Source organism: Campylobacter sp. CCUG 57310 (assembly GCF_013201975.1).
Lineage (GTDB): Bacteria > Campylobacterota > Campylobacteria > Campylobacterales > Campylobacteraceae > Campylobacter_A > Campylobacter_A canis.
Map to the genome: position 1 here is coordinate 969,016 of NZ_CP053845.1, position 15,953 is coordinate 984,968.

Sequence of the window (15,953 nt, forward strand, 5' to 3'; positions counted from 1 at the left end):
AAAGTTACCAAAGTAAAAGTCGGTTTTTGCTAATATGTCTTTAAATTTAATTTAAAGGAGACAAAATGCTAAAAAAGACTTTGTTAAATTTAGCTTTAGGAAGCGCGTTGGCAACCGTTTTATACGCCTCAGGCGACGAGATAAAAGGTCTTAACGTAATGCTTACAGCATCCGATACTCAAACGCAGATGATGGCGATGGTGTTATCCACAAAAACACTTGAACAAAAAAAGGACGTAAGGATAGTTCTTTGCTCCGAAGCGGGCGATCTTGCACTTAAAGATAGCAAAAGCGAGCTTCAAAAACCGCTTAATAAATCACCCAAAGATCTTCTGCAAGGAGCGATAAAAAACGGAGCCAGCGTTAAAGTTTGCCCTTTATACCTCCCAAACAAAGGACTTGATAAATCAGCTCTTATAGAGGGCGTTGAAGTGGCTTCTCCTGATGAAGTAGCCAAAAGTTTGCTTGATGAGGAATACAAAAATTTAAGCTATTAAATTTACTTTTTTCTTACAAAAATAGGCTTTCAAATAAGCAAAGCCTATTTTAAACCCCCTTTTTTTTGTTCATATTTTTATTTTTAGTTTTGAAGCCTCATTTTACTCGCCTTGCCTATATTTTTAATCTTGAATTTTAAACAAAACGGGTATAATTCATATAAATTTAATCATAAAGAGAAAAAATGGATAGAGTAGAGCAGGCGATTGCCGATATAAGAAACGGTAAAATGGTTGTTATGGTCGATGACGAGGATCGAGAAAACGAGGGTGATCTAGTCTTTGCAGGCGCATTTAGCGATACGCAAAAAGTAAATTTTGCCATCACTCACGCAAAGGGAGTTTTGTGTCTTGCGATTTCTGAAGATATCGCAAAAAGGCTTGAGCTTAATTTGATGGTTGATAAAAACACATCTTGCCACGAGACGGCTTTTACAGTTACCATTGACGCAAAGGCTGCGACAACCGGAGTAAGCGCTTATGAGCGCGATATGACGATACGTTTGGCAACCGACCACACTTCTAAGCCCGAAGATTTCGTAAAGCCCGGACATATCTTTCCTCTTATAGCCAAAAAAGGAGGTGTGCTAAGCCGCACGGGTCATACGGAAGGTTCGGTTGATCTTTGCAAATACGCAGGCGTTACGCAATCAGCCGTAATTTGCGAGATCGTAAAAGAAGACGGAAATATGGCAAGAAGAGCCGATCTTGAGGAGTTTTGCAAGAAATTCGGACTTAATATGGTCTCTGTTTCAGAGCTTGTAGAATACAGACTAAAGCATGAGAGTTTAATTCATGTAAAAGAAAAGTCAAAATCGAAAATAGCGGGCTTTGACGCTATAAAATACGAAATAACCGACCATAAGGATCAGGTGCATTTTGCTTTTGTCTTTGGCGAGATAAGCAAGCGCACAAATGTAAAATTTCATAAAACTACAAGCGATATAGAGCTATTAACCTCGGCTAAATTTGAAGAGCTTTTAAAATCCATCGAGTATCTAAGCGAAAACGACGGTGTTTTGGTGTTTTTGCAAGAGGAAAAGACCTGCGATAGCACTATTAAGGACTTTGGTATCGGAGCTCAAATTTTAAGAAAGCTTGAGATCGAAGAGATCGAGCTTCTAAGCTCAAGCAAAAATAGAGAATTCGTAGCTCTTGGTGGATTTGGACTTGATATAGTTGAGTATAAGGAGCTTAACTAAGCTTAAATTTGCAAAACCAAGGAGGATTTTTGCAAAAAGTTATTTCGGCTCTGTTTTTGATATTTGAACTGCTTTGCTTTTGGTTTTATTACGCTAGTGGCGATTTTAAATTCCTTGTTTTGGCGGGTTTTACGCTTGGAGGATTTTTTATATATCTGCTTGCTAGTAAAAAAACTCAGCATCAAAACGACATAGAGCGAGCTTTTGCAAAAACTCCTAATTTGGGGCTTTTGCTTGTAGATGAAAGCGGAATCGTCAAATTTATCAATAAAAAATTTGAGCAAATTTTCGCTCTTGAAAGCAAAAGATACTACGAGCAAGAATTTGATACTCTTGTTTTAAACTCCAAACATCTTGAGTGCTTAAAAAATTTTTCAAATTTGAAAAACAATCCTTGTGATAATCAAAATTTCATTGTTTCTATTAATAATTTTTTTTACAGATTAAATATCTCAAGCGTGCTTGAGGGCGGGGTCAAATTTGACGGATTTATCATCACCGCAAGCGATGTAACGCATGAAAGAGAGCTTGAGCAAAACGAAGCCGAGCACCATAGAATGCTAATAGCAAATGCAAAGATGGCGGTTGTGGGCGAGATGATAAACTCCATATCTCATCAGCAACGCCAGCCTTTAAGCTCTATCTTGCTATCGCTTGAAAATATTGAAGACTCTTTAAACGAAGATAGGTTTGATGAGATCGCAGAGCATCTTAATCGCTGTAAAAAAGGCGTTCGTCTTATGGATGAAACTATAAAAGCTTTTAGAAGTTTTTATAAAAACGATAATAATATAATAAATTTTAATGTAAAAGATGTTATAAACGAGCTTGAATTTATAGTAAAGCCTCAGATGAATACAAACGGAATTTCGTTTGAATTTATCTGCGAAGGTGGTGAATTTATGGTTTACGCAGCCCCTTCTTACGTGAAGCAAATTTTATTAAGCTTACTTTCAAATTCCAAAGACGAGCTTGTCGAATTTATGAAGGAAGATGTATTTTTTGAGCCTAAAGTTTGGATAAATTTGCAAAGTGTTAAAGATGAAATTTGCATAAGCGTAAGTGATAACGGTAGTGGTATAAGAGGAGATAAAGAGCGTATTTTTGAGCCGTTTTTCACGACTAAAAAGGACAAAGGAACGGGCATGGGGCTTTATGTGGCTAAAATTTTAGCTACCGATAAGCTTGGCGGAAGACTTGCGCTTGAAAGTGCGAAAGAGCCTACTAAATTCGCGCTTTATCTAAAAAAAGGGGCTAAAGAGGCGGACAATGTATAGCAAGATAAAAGAGATATTAAAAGATGTAAATTTGCTTCTTGTTGAGGACGATGATGACCTAAGAGAAGCAATAAAAAGCGCTTTGGCGCACTATACAAATGAAATTTACGCTTGCAGGGATGCAAAAGAGGCGTTAGAGTGTTTTAGCTCGCACAATATAAATTTGATAGTTTCTGATATCAATATGCCTAGAATGAGCGGGCTTAAGATGGCTTCGATTATCAGAAAGAGCGACGAGAACGTGCCTATAATATTTTTAACCGCTTATGATAACGATGAAAATATGCTAAGCGCCATTGAGGTTAAGAGCTCGGGCGTTCTTAAAAAGCCGTTTGATAAGCGCGAGCTGGTGATGATGATGAGTTTTGCGGCAAACAAATTTAGAAGCGATTTTGCAAAAGTGGATCTTAAAAACGGCTTTGTATTTAATGCATTTACAAGAGAGCTTTATAAAGACGGCGAAGTAGTTGCGTTAACGAAAAAGGAGCAAGCACTACTTCATCTTTTTCTTAAAAACCAAGCTAGAACCGTTAGCTTTGAGATGATCGAGGCTAACGTATGGCAAGGGGAAAGCTGCACAACTGATACTATAAGGTCTTTTGTCTATAAGCTTCGCAAAAAGCTCTATCCAAAGCTTATACAAAATGCTCAAGGAAGGGGATATAAGCTATGCTTAAATGAGGAGTGTGACAGGACTATAAGCGGGGTGGGGTATGTTTGATGTTAAAATTATCAAATATTTAGTTTTTGGATTTTTATTTTTTAAATTTACATTCATATAAGGCATTAATTTATACGCTTATATTATTAAAATATAATTTTAAGATTAAATACTATCAATTAATGTATAATACAGATAAAAATTTAATATTAACGAAACAAGGAATTTGTATGAAAGCTATTATAAAACAAAGCTTGGCCTTTTCTATTGTTGCATTAAGTTCACTTTATGCAGTAGATGTTACTATAGATAACTCTACTGCTAGTCCTAATTATGGTTCATATCTACATGATGACCGTTTTTATATAGGACAAAGCGGTAATACTCTTACATGGAAAGGCACTCCTAATGATCTTAACCAAGTTATAGCTATTTATGGCGGATACGGGAATGATGAAGTATCAGGAAACACTTTAAATTTTGGCGGAAACCCTGGAGCTAGAGTTAAAGTATCGAATATATATGGAGGATTTTCAAAAGATAATATTGCCAGAGGTAATACCTTAAATATGACAGGAGGAAAGATTTTTGCGTATGCTTACGGAGGCTATGGGGGCAAAGGGGCTATAGGAAACAGACTGATGATCTCAGGAGGGGAATTTGATAATTTCGATCCTTTAATTCGCGGAGGAGTAGCCAAAGATGGGGAAGCTAGAAATAATAAAGTAACCATAGAAAATGGAGCCAATATAATACAAAGAGCCATCATAATGGGTGGCGAAGTTGAAAACCAAGGCAACGCCTCTGAAAACACCGTAACAATAAACGGAGGAGTATTTCAAGGAGATATGACCGCATCTGGAGGGCGTGCTAATAGCAACGCCTCTGAAAACACTGTAACAATAAATAGTGGAAAATTTAAAGGGGAAGTATTTATAAGAGGAGGAGACTCTATTAGCGGCAACGCTTCAAATAATACCGTAACTATAAATGGTGGAAAATTTGAAAAAAATATATCTATAGTAGAGGGGGGATATTCTATAAACGGTAACTCCATAAATAATACCGTAAATTTAAATGTGGATAATCTTATCATAAAGGGTGTTTATGGAGGTGCTAGTGTTAATAATAAAGACGGCTTTACCGGAAACACTCTAAACATAAGAGGAAAGAATATTACAGCAGACGAAATTGCAAACTTTGAATTTATAAATTTCTATATACCTATAGGATTTAATGTTATAGCAGACAAGATGTTAAATGTTAATATGGTATTAGATTTGACTAAGTCTAAAATAGGTGTAGGTATGATGCAGGGAGGAGTATTGAATAACGGTGATAAGATAACGCTTATAGAGGCACAGAAAGATATGATATATCCGGACAATATGACCAATCAAAAAGGGCAACTCCAAGCAGGAATTTCAGCTCTTTACGACTTTACTCTTAGCAAAGACACGTCAAACAAAAAACTACTTGCTATAGTTAAAAAAAATAACCAAGGAAATCAAGGTAACCAAGGAAATCAAGGTAACCAAGGAAATCAAGGTAACCAAGGAAATGGTGGTGGCGCAACACTTCTTCCCTACCCTAAAAACGTAGTAGAAACCACTATAGGAGAGCTAGGTATGCTATCTTCAAGTTCTGATATGATATCTTCCATGACTCTTCAAACAGATTCAAACGGAGCATTCGGCTCTACAAGCGCATCAAACACTAGACTTAAGTCAGGCTCGCACGTAGATCTAAAAAGCTTTAACGCGGCAGTCGGTCTTGCTAAAGAATTTGAAGGAAACAGTGTAGGAATGTTTGTAGAGTTTGGTGGAGGTAAGTATGATAGCTTTAATGACTTTGACAAGATAGATGTAAGAGGTAACGGTAAGTTTAAATATATAGGTCTTGGTATAGCTACTAAGTTTAGTCTTGCTAATAGCTTTTATCTAAGCTCAAGCTTTAAAGCAGGCAAGATAAAAAGTGATTACGAAAGTGATATACCTGCTGTAACTACTGCTAAATATGAAGCTAAAAGAAGCTACTATGGAATGCATTTAGGCTTAGGCAAGACGATAGATATAAGTGATATATCAAATATAGATATATACTCTAAAGCACTCTTTAATAAGCTAGGAGAAAAAGAGATAGAGGTAGATATAGTAGGAGATAGAATTCTTTTAAAACCTGCTAAATCCTTATCGGCTAAGATAGGAGCTAGATACAACCATACTATAAACGAAAGATTTGATCTTTATACAGGTGCTAGCTATGAAAGAGAGTTTAAAGGTGAAGCTAAAGGATATAACCTAACTCATAATGTAGATATAGATAGTCCAAGTATCAAAGGAAGCACTTATAATGCAGAGATAGGTGCTAAGCTAAACAGTACAAATAACCTAACGCTAGACTTTAACCTACAAGGCATGACAGGTAAAAAAAGAGGTATTAATGGCGGTATTGGGGTGCAGTGGAGGTTTTGAGAGTGAAAGCGGGAGGGTATGAATTCTCCCGCTTGTGTCTAAAATTTAGCTCTTTATTAAAATTTTCTAAATATACAAAACTACTTAAATAAATTCATAAAATTTCGTAAATTTCAAAAAAATCATATTTAAATCATACTTTTTATCTATAATTTCTCTACAACCACGACAAAGGAGAAATATGAAAAAAGTATTATTGTCAGCAACGATAGCCTGTTCGCTGTTTGCATCGGGAGATGTTTATAGCGATGTTGTTAAGCCGCTATTTTTAGATGCGACTTCGGATAAGTCCATAGGCAGACTGCTTCCGACTAATGCCGTTAAAATAAGCGAGGAGGGTTCTGATAGGGTAAAGGTAGTAATTCGCGGGTATAAAAATCCTGCCGTAGATAACGTGATTTATTATAGTGATTCACAGCGCGTCATAGCGGCGGCTTTTGCCAAGACGGCAAAGATTGATTATAAGATGATTGAAAAGGGTAAAGACGGTAAATGGGACAAAGTGGAAGTTGTCGCTTACACCCCTAAGGGCGAATTTGTAAATGAAGTTTCTTCTATGTTTGCAAGAGCCGATCAGATGTATAAAGATAACTGCGGTATCTGCCACACTGCTCATGCGACCGACCACTACAAAGCAAACCAATGGCCAAATCTTGTAAAATCAATGCTTAGTAGAACCGCGATAGACAAAAAAGATGAGTGGCTCATCACTCAGTATTTACAAAAACACTCTTCGGATGTGAGCGCAGGAGCGAAGTAAGACGCGAACTGCTTCGCATCTGTGCCTAAGCGAATAGCCTTGAGTATATCGCATAGCGATACGAAGGTTGCAGACGTATTAAGAATGTAAATATATTTTTTAAGGAGAAAAGATGAACAGACAAAGACGAGATGTTTTAAAATTCGGCGCGCTTTTAGCAGGAGCTCCGCTAATTTCAAAGGTTGCAGCTACGAATTTGCTTGCAGATGAGCTAAATTCCGGTCTTGTTAAAAACGGCACGGTAAATACCGCAGCTCACTGGGGTATGCTAAAAGTAGAGGTTAAAGACGGAAGGATCGTCGGCTCAAACCCTATCCAAAAGACAAGCGATATACCAAATCCGCTTCAAAATTTTACCGCCGATATGGTATATAAAAGTCGCATAAGATATCCGATGGTACGCAAAAGCTATCTGATGGATCCAAACAATCCAAAACCGGAACTTAGAGGTAAAGACGAGTGGGTTAGGGTAAGATATGAAGACGCGATCAAGCTTGTGGCCAGAGAGCTTAAAAAGACGAGAAAAGAAAAAGGAATTCAAAGCGTATTTGCGGGAAGCTACGGCTGGAAATCAAGCGGAAACGTGCATAATTCCAGAATTTTGCTTCATAGATTTATGAATTTAAGCGGCGGATTTGTGGGACACCTTGGCGATTATTCCACAGGAGCAAGCCAAGTCATAATGCCTCATGTTATGGGAAGTATTGAGGTTTATGAGCAGCAAACCAGCTGGCCACTTATACTTGAGCACTCAAAAGTAGTCGTTATCTGGGGAGCAAACCCTCTAAACACGCTTAGGATAGCTTGGACGAGTACTGATGAGCAAGGCTTTAAATACCTTGAAGAGCTTAAAAAATCAGGCAAAAAAGTAATAATCATCGATCCGATTAAGAGCGAGACGGCTCAATATTTTGATAAGGCTCAGTGGGTAACTCCGCTTCCAAATACCGATACTGCGATGATGCTTGGTATGATGCACTACTTATACACAAGCGATAAATACGATAAAGAGTTTATCTCGACTTATACGGTCGGCTTTGATAAATTCCTTCCTTATCTGCTAGGTAAGACGGACGGAGTGGCAAAAGATTTGGATTGGGCGAGCAAAATTTGCGGACTTAAAGCGTCTCTTATCAAAGAGCTTGCAGATACCTTTATGAATAACCGCACTATGCTAATGAGCGGTTGGGGTATGCAAAGAGCTCATCACGGCGAGCAACCTCACTGGGCTATGGTAACTCTAGCTGCTATGCTGGGTCAGATCGGACTTCCGGGCGGCGGCTTTGGCTTAAGTTATCATTACTCAAACGGCGGTGCTCCTACTTGCAAAGGCGGAGTAATCGGCGGTATGAATAGTGCAAGTTTAGGATTTTTCAATGAAGAGGGTGAATTTATCGGTACAAATACGGGAAGCTTTGATAAAAATGGTCGCTTTATAGCTAAACCTGTAGCGGCAAGCGGCACTGGTCAAAGTTGGCTTTCAAAAGCAACCGAATATGTATTCCCATTAGCTAGGATAGCCGACGCATTGCTAAATCCGGGTAAAGTTATAGATCACAACGGTAAGAAGATAACATATCCTGATATAGACTTTATCTACTGGGTCGGCGGCAATCCATTCTGCCACCATCAAGATACAAACACTCTTGTAAAAGCTTGGCAAAAACCTCGCACCATCGTCGTAAATGAGCCTTACTGGACACCGACAGCAAAGATGGCTGATATCGTGTTCCCAACTACAACGGCTTATGAGAGAAACGACATCACGATGACGGGCGATTACTCAAATATGAACATCGTCCCTATGAAACAAGTCGTTGAAAAATTTGAAGAGTCAAGAGACGACTATCAAATTTTTAGCGATCTTTGCAAGGCTTACGCTAAAAATCTAGTCGTAGCATATACCGATAACGGCAAAAACGAATTTGACTGGATCAAAGAGTACTATGACGCAGCTTATAATCAAGTAATCTCAGTGCCTGATTTAGTAACTGATATGAAACCGTTTAATGAATTCTGGGCCGCAAATGAGCCTGTTACATTTGCTTCTACTCCGGAGAGTGATCAATGGATAAGACACGGCGAATTTAGAGAAGATCCTATCCTAAACGCACTGGGAACGCCGTCGGGTCTTATAGAAATTTACTCAGAAACTATCGAAAAGATGGGATATGACGACTGCAAAGCTCACCCTATGTGGTTTGAGCCTATTGAGTGGCTGGGTATGAAGGATAAGCCTGCTAAATTCCATATGATAAGCGCTCACCCTGCAGATAGACTTCACTCGCAGCTAAGCAATACGAGCATCCGCGACAATTACGCAGTGGCAAATCGTGAACCGATCTGGATAAACGAAAAAGACGCTAAAGAACTTGGCATAAAAGACGGTGATTTGGTGCGAGTGTTTAACGCCAGAGGAGAAGCGTTAGCCGGTGCGGTCGTAACTAAAAACATATCAAGAAACGTTGTAAGGCTTTGCGAGGGCGCTTGGTATGATCCTGATATGAACGGACTTTGCAAAAACGGCTCTGCAAACGCACTAACCATAGATATACCGACCAGCAAGCTTGCAAACGGCAATATAGCTCATACGGCTCTGGTAAATATCGAGAAATTTACCGGCGTTGCTCCTAAACTAACTGCATTTAGCGATCCGAAATTCGCTATGTGATATCCAAATTCTACCGCTTTATTCGGCGGTAGAATTTATCTTTTTAAAATTTAGTTATTCATAGTTGTCAAAATTTACAAATTCTCTTTTTCCAAATTCAGTAAAAACTCCTTTGTTTTTAAGCCTTCTCCACCTGAGTATCCGCCAAGTGAATTGCCGGCTACTACTCTGTGGCATGGGATGATGACAGGGATTTTATTTTTGCCGTTTGCAGAGCCAACCGCACGGCAAGCCTTTGGGTTGTCTATGTTTTTAGCTAGCTGGGCGTAGGTCACTCTCTTTCCGTAAGGAATTTTAAGCAGCGCTTCATATACGCTTTTTTGAAAAGGAGTGCCTGAAATTTGAAATTTGCATTTAAACTCGCGTAAATTTCCTTTGAAATACTCATCAAGCTCTTTTAAACAAAGCTTTAAATTTTCATCTTTAACCTCTGTTTTTACAAATTTATCCACGAAATTTAGCTCGCAAATTCCGTTTTCGTCTGCGCAAATTTCTAAGATGCCGATAGGGGATTTTAAGTAGGCTTTTTGCAAATTTACTCCTTTTGATTTCGTATCCTTAAATTTAGCAAATTTTAGTTTAGTTTCTTATACGTTTTTGGATAAAATAGGACTAAATAGTTAAAATTTGCAGCTTATTTACCTTAAGCAAATAACAAAGGATAAGTGATGGATTTTTTTAAAGAGTATGAAAAACACGTTGATGAAAGGGCATTGCTCGGTGTTCCACCGCTTGCTTTAAGCGTAGAGCAGACAAAGCAAGTTTGCGAGCTTTTAAAAGCGGGCGATAAAAGGCAACCCGAGCTTATAAATTTGCTTGCTACTAGAGTAAATCCGGGCGTTGATGATGCGGCTAAGGTAAAGGCTGAATTTTTAAACGAGATTATAAATCACGATGTTAAGATCGCTGGCATTGATAAGCTAAGCGCGGTAAGCATGCTAAAGCCTATGCTTGGGGGATATAGCGTGATCGTGCTTATAGCCTCGCTTCAAAACAGCGATAAATCCGTAGCAAAAGCCGCCTGTGAGGTGCTTAAAGAGACGATTTTCGTGCATGATTATTTTAACGACGTGCTAAATTTAAGCAAAAGTAACGAATTTGCTAGGGAAGTTATGATCTCATGGGCGAATGCAGAGTGGTTTTTATCGCGTAAGCCGCTTGATGAGGTGATAAAGGCGGTTGTATTTAAGGTGCCAGGAGAAACGAACACCGATGATCTAAGCCCTGCAAGCGAGGCATTTACTCGCTCTGATATCCCGCTTCATGCTAATGCGATGCTCATTAGAAGGCAGCTGGGAAGCCTTGAGAAGATAGCTGAGCTTAAAAAAAGCGGCCGTGAAGTAGTTTACGCGGGCGATGTAGTGGGAACCGGCTCAAGTAGAAAAAGCGGTATAAACTCCATCCAGTGGCATTTGGGGCGAGACATTGACGGCGTGCCAAACAAAAAAACAGGCGGCATAGTTATCGGCACGACTATCGCTCCGATATTTTTTAACACCGCAGAAGATAGCGGTGCACTACCTATAATCGCTGATGTAAGCTTGCTTGAGACGGGCGATGAGATTGAAATTTACCCGTATAAAGGTGAGATAGTGCAAGCGGGTAAGGTCGTAAGTCGCTTTACGCTTATGCCAAATACCCTACTTGATGAAATTCGAGCAGGCGGGCGCGTACCGCTTATCATCGGTCGCGGGCTTTGCATGAAGGCTAGAGCGGCGTTAAATTTGGGAGATGAGCAGATATTTACTAAGCCTACTCAGCCTAAGGATGATGGCGAATTTGGCTTTACTCTGGCTCAAAAGATAGTAGGCAAGGCGTGCGGCATAGAGGGCGTGCGGCCAAATTCTTACGTTGAGCCTTTGACTTTAACCGTAGGTAGTCAAGATACCACGGGTCCGATGACAAGAGATGAGATAAAAGAGCTTGCAAGCCTTGGATTTTCGGCCGATTTTGTGCTTCAGAGCTTTTGTCATACGGCTGCTTATCCTAAGCCAAGCGATTCGATTACGCATAAGACTCTGCCGAAATTTATGAATTCTCGCGGCGGCGTTAGTCTAAAGCCAGGAGACGGCGTCATACACTCGTGGCTAAATCGCATGGTGCTTCCAGATACCCTTGGAACGGGTGGCGATAGCCATACGCGCTTTCCTATCGGCATAAGCTTTCCCGCAGGAAGCGGTCTTGTGGCGTTTGCTGCGGTGCTTGGCGTAATGCCTTTAAACATGCCCGAGTCCGTTTTAGTGCGCTTTAAAGGCAATTTTCAAAGAGGCGTTACTCTTAGAGATCTAGTAAATGCGATACCTTACTACGCCATTAAGCAAGGGCTACTAACCGTAGAAAAGAAAAACAAAAGAAACATCTTTGCAGGCAAAATTTTAGAGATCGAAGGGCTTGAGAGTCTAAAGGTAGAGCAGGCTTTTGAGCTAAGCGACGCTTCAGCTGAACGCTCCGCAGCTGCCTGTGTGGTGGCTCTTGATAAAGCGCCTGTGATAGAGTACATAAGATCAAACATAACTCTCATCGAAGCGATGATAAAGGCAGGGTATGAAAGCAGGGCGACTCTTGAGCGAAGAGCTAACAAGATGCGCGAGTGGCTGGCAAATCCAACCCTCCTAAAAGCCGATAGTAACGCCAAGTACACTGAAGTGATAGAGATAAATTTAGACGAGATAACCGAGCCGATACTTGCTTGTCCGAACGATCCTGATGACGTGGCGACTCTTAGTGAAATTTTAGCCGATGAAAGACGTGCCAAGAATATCGATGAGGTCTTTGTGGGAAGCTGCATGACAAATATCGGACACTACCGCGCTTTAGCCGAAGTGTTAAGAGGCGAGGGCGAGATACCTACGCGCCTTTGGGTTGTGCCGCCTACGAAGATGGATAAGGATAAGCTTGAGCGCGAGGGGTACTATGACGTGTTTAGAAGTGTAAAAGCTCACATAGAAGTGCCCGGCTGCTCGCTTTGTATGGGAAATCAAGCGCGAGTCAAGGATAACGCCGTGGTCTTTTCAACCTCGACCAGAAATTTTGACAACCGAATGGGGCTTGGCGCAAAGGTTTATCTTGGAAGCGCGGAACTTGCTGCGGTTTGCGCTCTACTTGGAAGACTTCCGAGCGTGGAGGAGTATATGAGGATAGTTCCTGAAAGAATCGCAGGCAAAGAGGATGAAATTTACAGATATCTAAATTTTAATGAGATAGAGAATTTTAAGATAGATTAAATTCCGATTTAAGCGGGTGAATTTGCGAATTTGCTTGCTTAAAGATAAAGGACTAATATGCATCCCCGCAACTCCTTTTTTTATAATCCTAATACTTCTTATCGTAACTTTCTTTATGGCTATAATAATTCCTAAAGGTATACGTAAACTAAGAGCGCTTCTTATATGGTTTTTAGTGTTTTTTGGGGGTTTGTTGGTAATTTGGATTGTTGGGTATTATTATAGCTATAAGTATGCAAATATAAATATCTATGAAGAGCCTAGCATAAATGCTTATTATTCAGGAGAAAGAACTACTACTCAAGGCTTTCCTGTTTTAAATCAGGATACAGGCTATAATGCAACCGAAGATATAGCCTTTAAAATGCTAATGAATGGCAGTTTAGACTATATAGATTATAAAGTTAAAAGCGATAACGATGCTTATAACGGTAAGTATATTAGAGTTTATGTGGATAATAATATATCGAAAGATTGTTATATCTCTCCAAGACTTGATTTGATTAAGTTTATGAAAGACCAGAAAGTAACATATCAAGAAGTAAATGTATTTTTTAACGAACTGCATTCAAGCAAAAAAGTGAGAAGCAAATATTTGAAGAGATAAAACGACTAATACAAGATAGAAATGATACAGATGATTATGCTCCGCGAAGAGTATTTAGTTATATATCTGAAACAATAAAAACATTAATATTTTAAAAGCTTCTTAGCTTTATTGTTGTATTGCCTAATTGCCAAATAATACATCAATATTCATGTATTCAGTCTCGCAAAATAATTAATATCAGTTTTGGTTCTTGGAATTGCCTGATGCGGTTTTTTAAGTATATATCTTGTCCATTGTCAACTTCATAAGTTTAGTTGATTTATTTTTTAGATTTGTTATATTGTAATTTAGTTTTCAAACATTCTATAACTATATTGTTTTGAACTTTTAACTTCTGTTGCCATCTTTTGGCTTATGATAGTATTTGCAACACATTGAGAGTTATTTGTCAAGATTGCAGAAATATCTGATAAATTTCATTGTTGGCTAATTTAAATTTCGCCAAGTTTATAAACAGCGGAAGCGATAGAAGATAGAAGTGATATTGTTAACCGATAGTACATCCGGAGTAGTCAAATCTGGAATAACATCTTTATAAGGATATTCCTCTTATTTGTAATATTTGGTTTAAAGCTCTCTTTGTTTGAACTTTTTGATTTATTTACGGTTTTGCTAAATACTATTAGCAAAAGTTTTGTTAAAATCCACCGGAAGTAAAACTACCAAAAAGAGCTTTAAATAAAGCATGAGTTTTAAGAAATTTTAAACTTTTATCAGAAAATCCAAAAAGCTCTTGTTATGATACTTTCTCTTGATTTAATTTAAAGAGAATTGGAAATATTGCCAGAATTATTATCCTCAATAATATTGTTAGGAATAAATGTGCTTGTAAAAAACTGCAGATAATAAAATACACAATCATTGAAAAGCTTAATAGTTTATAATAAATAACAAATCAGCTGACTGAATTTAGTATAAAAAGCAATTTGATAGACTCTATCATCTAATTACTGACTGTCCTTTAAAAAGCCAAAAGAGTTGTTCTGTATAAAGAAATCTTTTCCGATGGCAACTCCCTAAGGTAAAAAAAGTCTATGGTATAATTTCCAATTGTACCAAATTTTAAGGAGTTAAGATTTAAATTTATAAAGTTCTTAAACTCATAATGTAGTATAAAATAACTTAAATTATTTGTAGAGATTTTGCAATTAATTATGAAAGGTGTAATTGGAAATCAATATATAAAAATATATATTTAGATTTTTGATTTGTTAAATAACTCTAAAAGATTATTTAAAATTTTTAAGTTGAAATTTAAAAATAAGGATAAAAATGAAAGGCATAGTCTATCTAAACGGCGAATTTATGGATGCAAACGAGGCAAAAGTAAGTGCATTTGATAGGGGGTTTATATTTGGCGACGGAATTTATGAAGTAGTGCCCGTACTTGGCGGCAAGCTTGTGGATAAAGATGGATTTTGGCAGAGGTTTGAGCAGAGTTTGGCTGCGATAGAGCTTAGTTTGCCTTGTGAAAAATCTAAATTTGAAGAAATTTTAAACGAGGTCATATCAAGAAATTCATTAAAAGAGGGCGGAGTGTATATGCAGATAACCAGAGGCGTTGCCGATAGGGACTTTTGCTTTATCAAAAATTTAGAGCCTACCTGCTTCATATTTTGTTACGAAAAAGAGATCATAAATAATCCAGACGCGATAAACGGCATCAGTGTAGTAAGTGTCGAAGATATCCGCTGGAAACGCAGAGATATCAAGTCTATCTCGCTTTTAGCTCAGTGCTATGCAAAGGAGCAAGCCGTAAAAAAGGGCGCTTACGAGGGATTTATGGTTGAAGATGGCTTGGTGACCGAAGCTACAAGCTCAAGCGCTTTTATCATCAAAGATGATGTCTTGATAACCAAGCCTCTTTCAAATGAAATTTTGCCCGGAATTCGTAGAAAAGTAATTCTTGGATTTGCCGAGCAGGCGGGACTTAAGATAGAGCAACGTGCCTTTAGTATGGATGATGTTTATAATGCCGATGAGGTTTTTATTTCCGCAGCTACGCTTTTGCTTTTACCTGTCATAAGTGCTGACGGAAGAGCGATAAACGGTGGAAAAGTTGGCAAATATGCGCCAAAACTAAGACAAATGTATGTAGATAAGCTTAAAAAAGAGATTGAAAATTATAATTGAACTTTTATGATCATAAAAAAGATCGAGTTTAAATTAAAAATTTTAAAACCGTTTTTTTGAGCTAATGAGGTACGAGCGATGTTTTTTGGTTTAATCTTAAGTGTAATTTTGAAGCATCGCTTTAATTGCTTTTTTAATTGTATCAAAGATATTCTAAATACTTCGCTTATATAATTAATGATTAGAGTACATTTATAATGTAAGAATAAAATTTATCACAAACTAATTTTACAAGTCTATACTTTAAAACAAGTTAAACAATATTATTATATGCTCAAATGTGTGGCAATTATTGGTAAAATAGTATTTGTATATATAATGGCAATGATATAGTTTGTGAAATATTTTTATAGAGAGATGTTGGAACTATCGTTTGCTTTCTTGTGAGCTTTGATTATAAAAATAGCAGGAAGAAGAAAATTAAAAAAGATATAGATCTTCTAG

Annotated in this window: 11 protein-coding genes; 10 read left to right on the plus strand and 1 reads right to left on the minus strand. The window is 38.0% G+C overall.

The features are described from left to right. The first annotated feature begins 65 nt into the window (after positions 1-65). The 7 genes from CORI_RS04830 to CORI_RS04860 all read left to right on the plus strand — a co-directional run bounded on the left by CORI_RS04830 (position 66) and on the right by CORI_RS04860 (position 9,542). On the plus strand, positions 66-497 hold the full coding sequence (locus CORI_RS04830) for a DsrE family protein (protein WP_173031035.1): 432 nt from the start codon (positions 66-68) through the stop codon (positions 495-497). 185 nt (positions 498-682) lie between these two features. Next, a complete protein-coding gene (locus CORI_RS04835; protein ID WP_173031036.1) occupies positions 683-1,699 on the plus strand; it encodes a bifunctional 3,4-dihydroxy-2-butanone 4-phosphate synthase/GTP cyclohydrolase II in 1,017 nt (338 codons plus the stop codon). A gap of 29 nt (positions 1,700-1,728) precedes the next feature. Next, positions 1,729-2,976 (plus strand): HAMP domain-containing sensor histidine kinase, encoded by a 1,248-nt coding sequence (locus CORI_RS04840; RefSeq protein ID WP_254064965.1) that lies wholly within the window; start codon positions 1,729-1,731, stop codon positions 2,974-2,976. Continuing rightward, positions 2,969-3,697, plus strand: coding sequence for a response regulator transcription factor (locus CORI_RS04845; protein WP_173031037.1), 729 nt, complete (start codon positions 2,969-2,971; stop codon positions 3,695-3,697). Before CORI_RS04840 ends, CORI_RS04845 begins: the two co-directional genes overlap by 8 nt. 170 nt (positions 3,698-3,867) lie before the next feature. Next, on the plus strand, positions 3,868-6,111 hold the full coding sequence (locus CORI_RS04850) for an autotransporter outer membrane beta-barrel domain-containing protein (protein ID WP_173031038.1): 2,244 nt from the start codon (positions 3,868-3,870) through the stop codon (positions 6,109-6,111). 181 nt (positions 6,112-6,292) lie between these two features. Next, positions 6,293-6,871, plus strand: a complete 579-nt coding sequence (locus tag CORI_RS04855; RefSeq protein ID WP_172201199.1) for a cytochrome C — start codon at positions 6,293-6,295, stop codon at positions 6,869-6,871. Between the two features lie 112 nt (positions 6,872-6,983). Continuing rightward, positions 6,984-9,542 carry a molybdopterin-dependent oxidoreductase gene (locus CORI_RS04860; protein ID WP_173031039.1) on the plus strand — a complete coding sequence of 853 codons (2,559 nt, stop codon included), beginning with the start codon at positions 6,984-6,986 and terminating at the stop codon, positions 9,540-9,542. 74 nt (positions 9,543-9,616) lie between these two features. On the opposite strand, the gene CORI_RS04865 is transcribed toward CORI_RS04860, so the two are convergent. Further along, positions 9,617-10,075 (minus strand): methylated-DNA--[protein]-cysteine S-methyltransferase, encoded by a 459-nt coding sequence (locus CORI_RS04865; RefSeq protein ID WP_173031040.1) that lies wholly within the window; start codon positions 10,073-10,075, stop codon positions 9,617-9,619. A gap of 135 nt (positions 10,076-10,210) precedes the next feature. Here CORI_RS04865 and CORI_RS04870 point away from each other — a divergent pair, with 135 nt between their 5' ends. The 3 genes from CORI_RS04870 (at position 10,211) to CORI_RS04880 (ending at position 15,509) form a co-directional block, all read left to right on the plus strand. Then, positions 10,211-12,766, plus strand: a complete 2,556-nt coding sequence (locus tag CORI_RS04870) for a bifunctional aconitate hydratase 2/2-methylisocitrate dehydratase (protein WP_173031041.1) — start codon at positions 10,211-10,213, stop codon at positions 12,764-12,766. A gap of 115 nt (positions 12,767-12,881) precedes the next feature. Beyond that, positions 12,882-13,373, plus strand: a complete 492-nt coding sequence (locus CORI_RS04875) for a hypothetical protein (protein WP_173031042.1) — start codon at positions 12,882-12,884, stop codon at positions 13,371-13,373. Positions 13,374-14,648: 1,275 nt separating this feature from the next. Further along, positions 14,649-15,509, plus strand: a complete 861-nt coding sequence (locus CORI_RS04880) for a D-amino-acid transaminase (protein ID WP_173031043.1) — start codon at positions 14,649-14,651, stop codon at positions 15,507-15,509. Positions 15,510-15,953 lie beyond the last annotated feature (444 nt).

What these genes read in the sequence shown, in the direction of transcription:
- CORI_RS04830 (WP_173031035.1), top strand. Translation starts at nt 66, where the DNA reads ATGCTAAAAAAGACTTTGTTAAATTTAGCTTTAGGAAGCGCGTTGGCA.
- CORI_RS04835 (WP_173031036.1), top strand. Translation starts at nt 683, where the DNA reads ATGGATAGAGTAGAGCAGGCGATTGCCGATATAAGAAACGGTAAAATG.
- CORI_RS04845 (WP_173031037.1), top strand. Translation starts at nt 2,969, where the DNA reads ATGTATAGCAAGATAAAAGAGATATTAAAAGATGTAAATTTGCTTCTT.
- CORI_RS04850 (WP_173031038.1), top strand. Translation starts at nt 3,868, where the DNA reads ATGAAAGCTATTATAAAACAAAGCTTGGCCTTTTCTATTGTTGCATTA.
- CORI_RS04855 (WP_172201199.1), top strand. Translation starts at nt 6,293, where the DNA reads ATGAAAAAAGTATTATTGTCAGCAACGATAGCCTGTTCGCTGTTTGCA.
- CORI_RS04860 (WP_173031039.1), top strand. Translation starts at nt 6,984, where the DNA reads ATGAACAGACAAAGACGAGATGTTTTAAAATTCGGCGCGCTTTTAGCA.
- CORI_RS04870 (WP_173031041.1), top strand. Translation starts at nt 10,211, where the DNA reads ATGGATTTTTTTAAAGAGTATGAAAAACACGTTGATGAAAGGGCATTG.
- CORI_RS04875 (WP_173031042.1), top strand. Translation starts at nt 12,882, where the DNA reads ATGGCTATAATAATTCCTAAAGGTATACGTAAACTAAGAGCGCTTCTT.
- CORI_RS04880 (WP_173031043.1), top strand. Translation starts at nt 14,649, where the DNA reads ATGAAAGGCATAGTCTATCTAAACGGCGAATTTATGGATGCAAACGAG.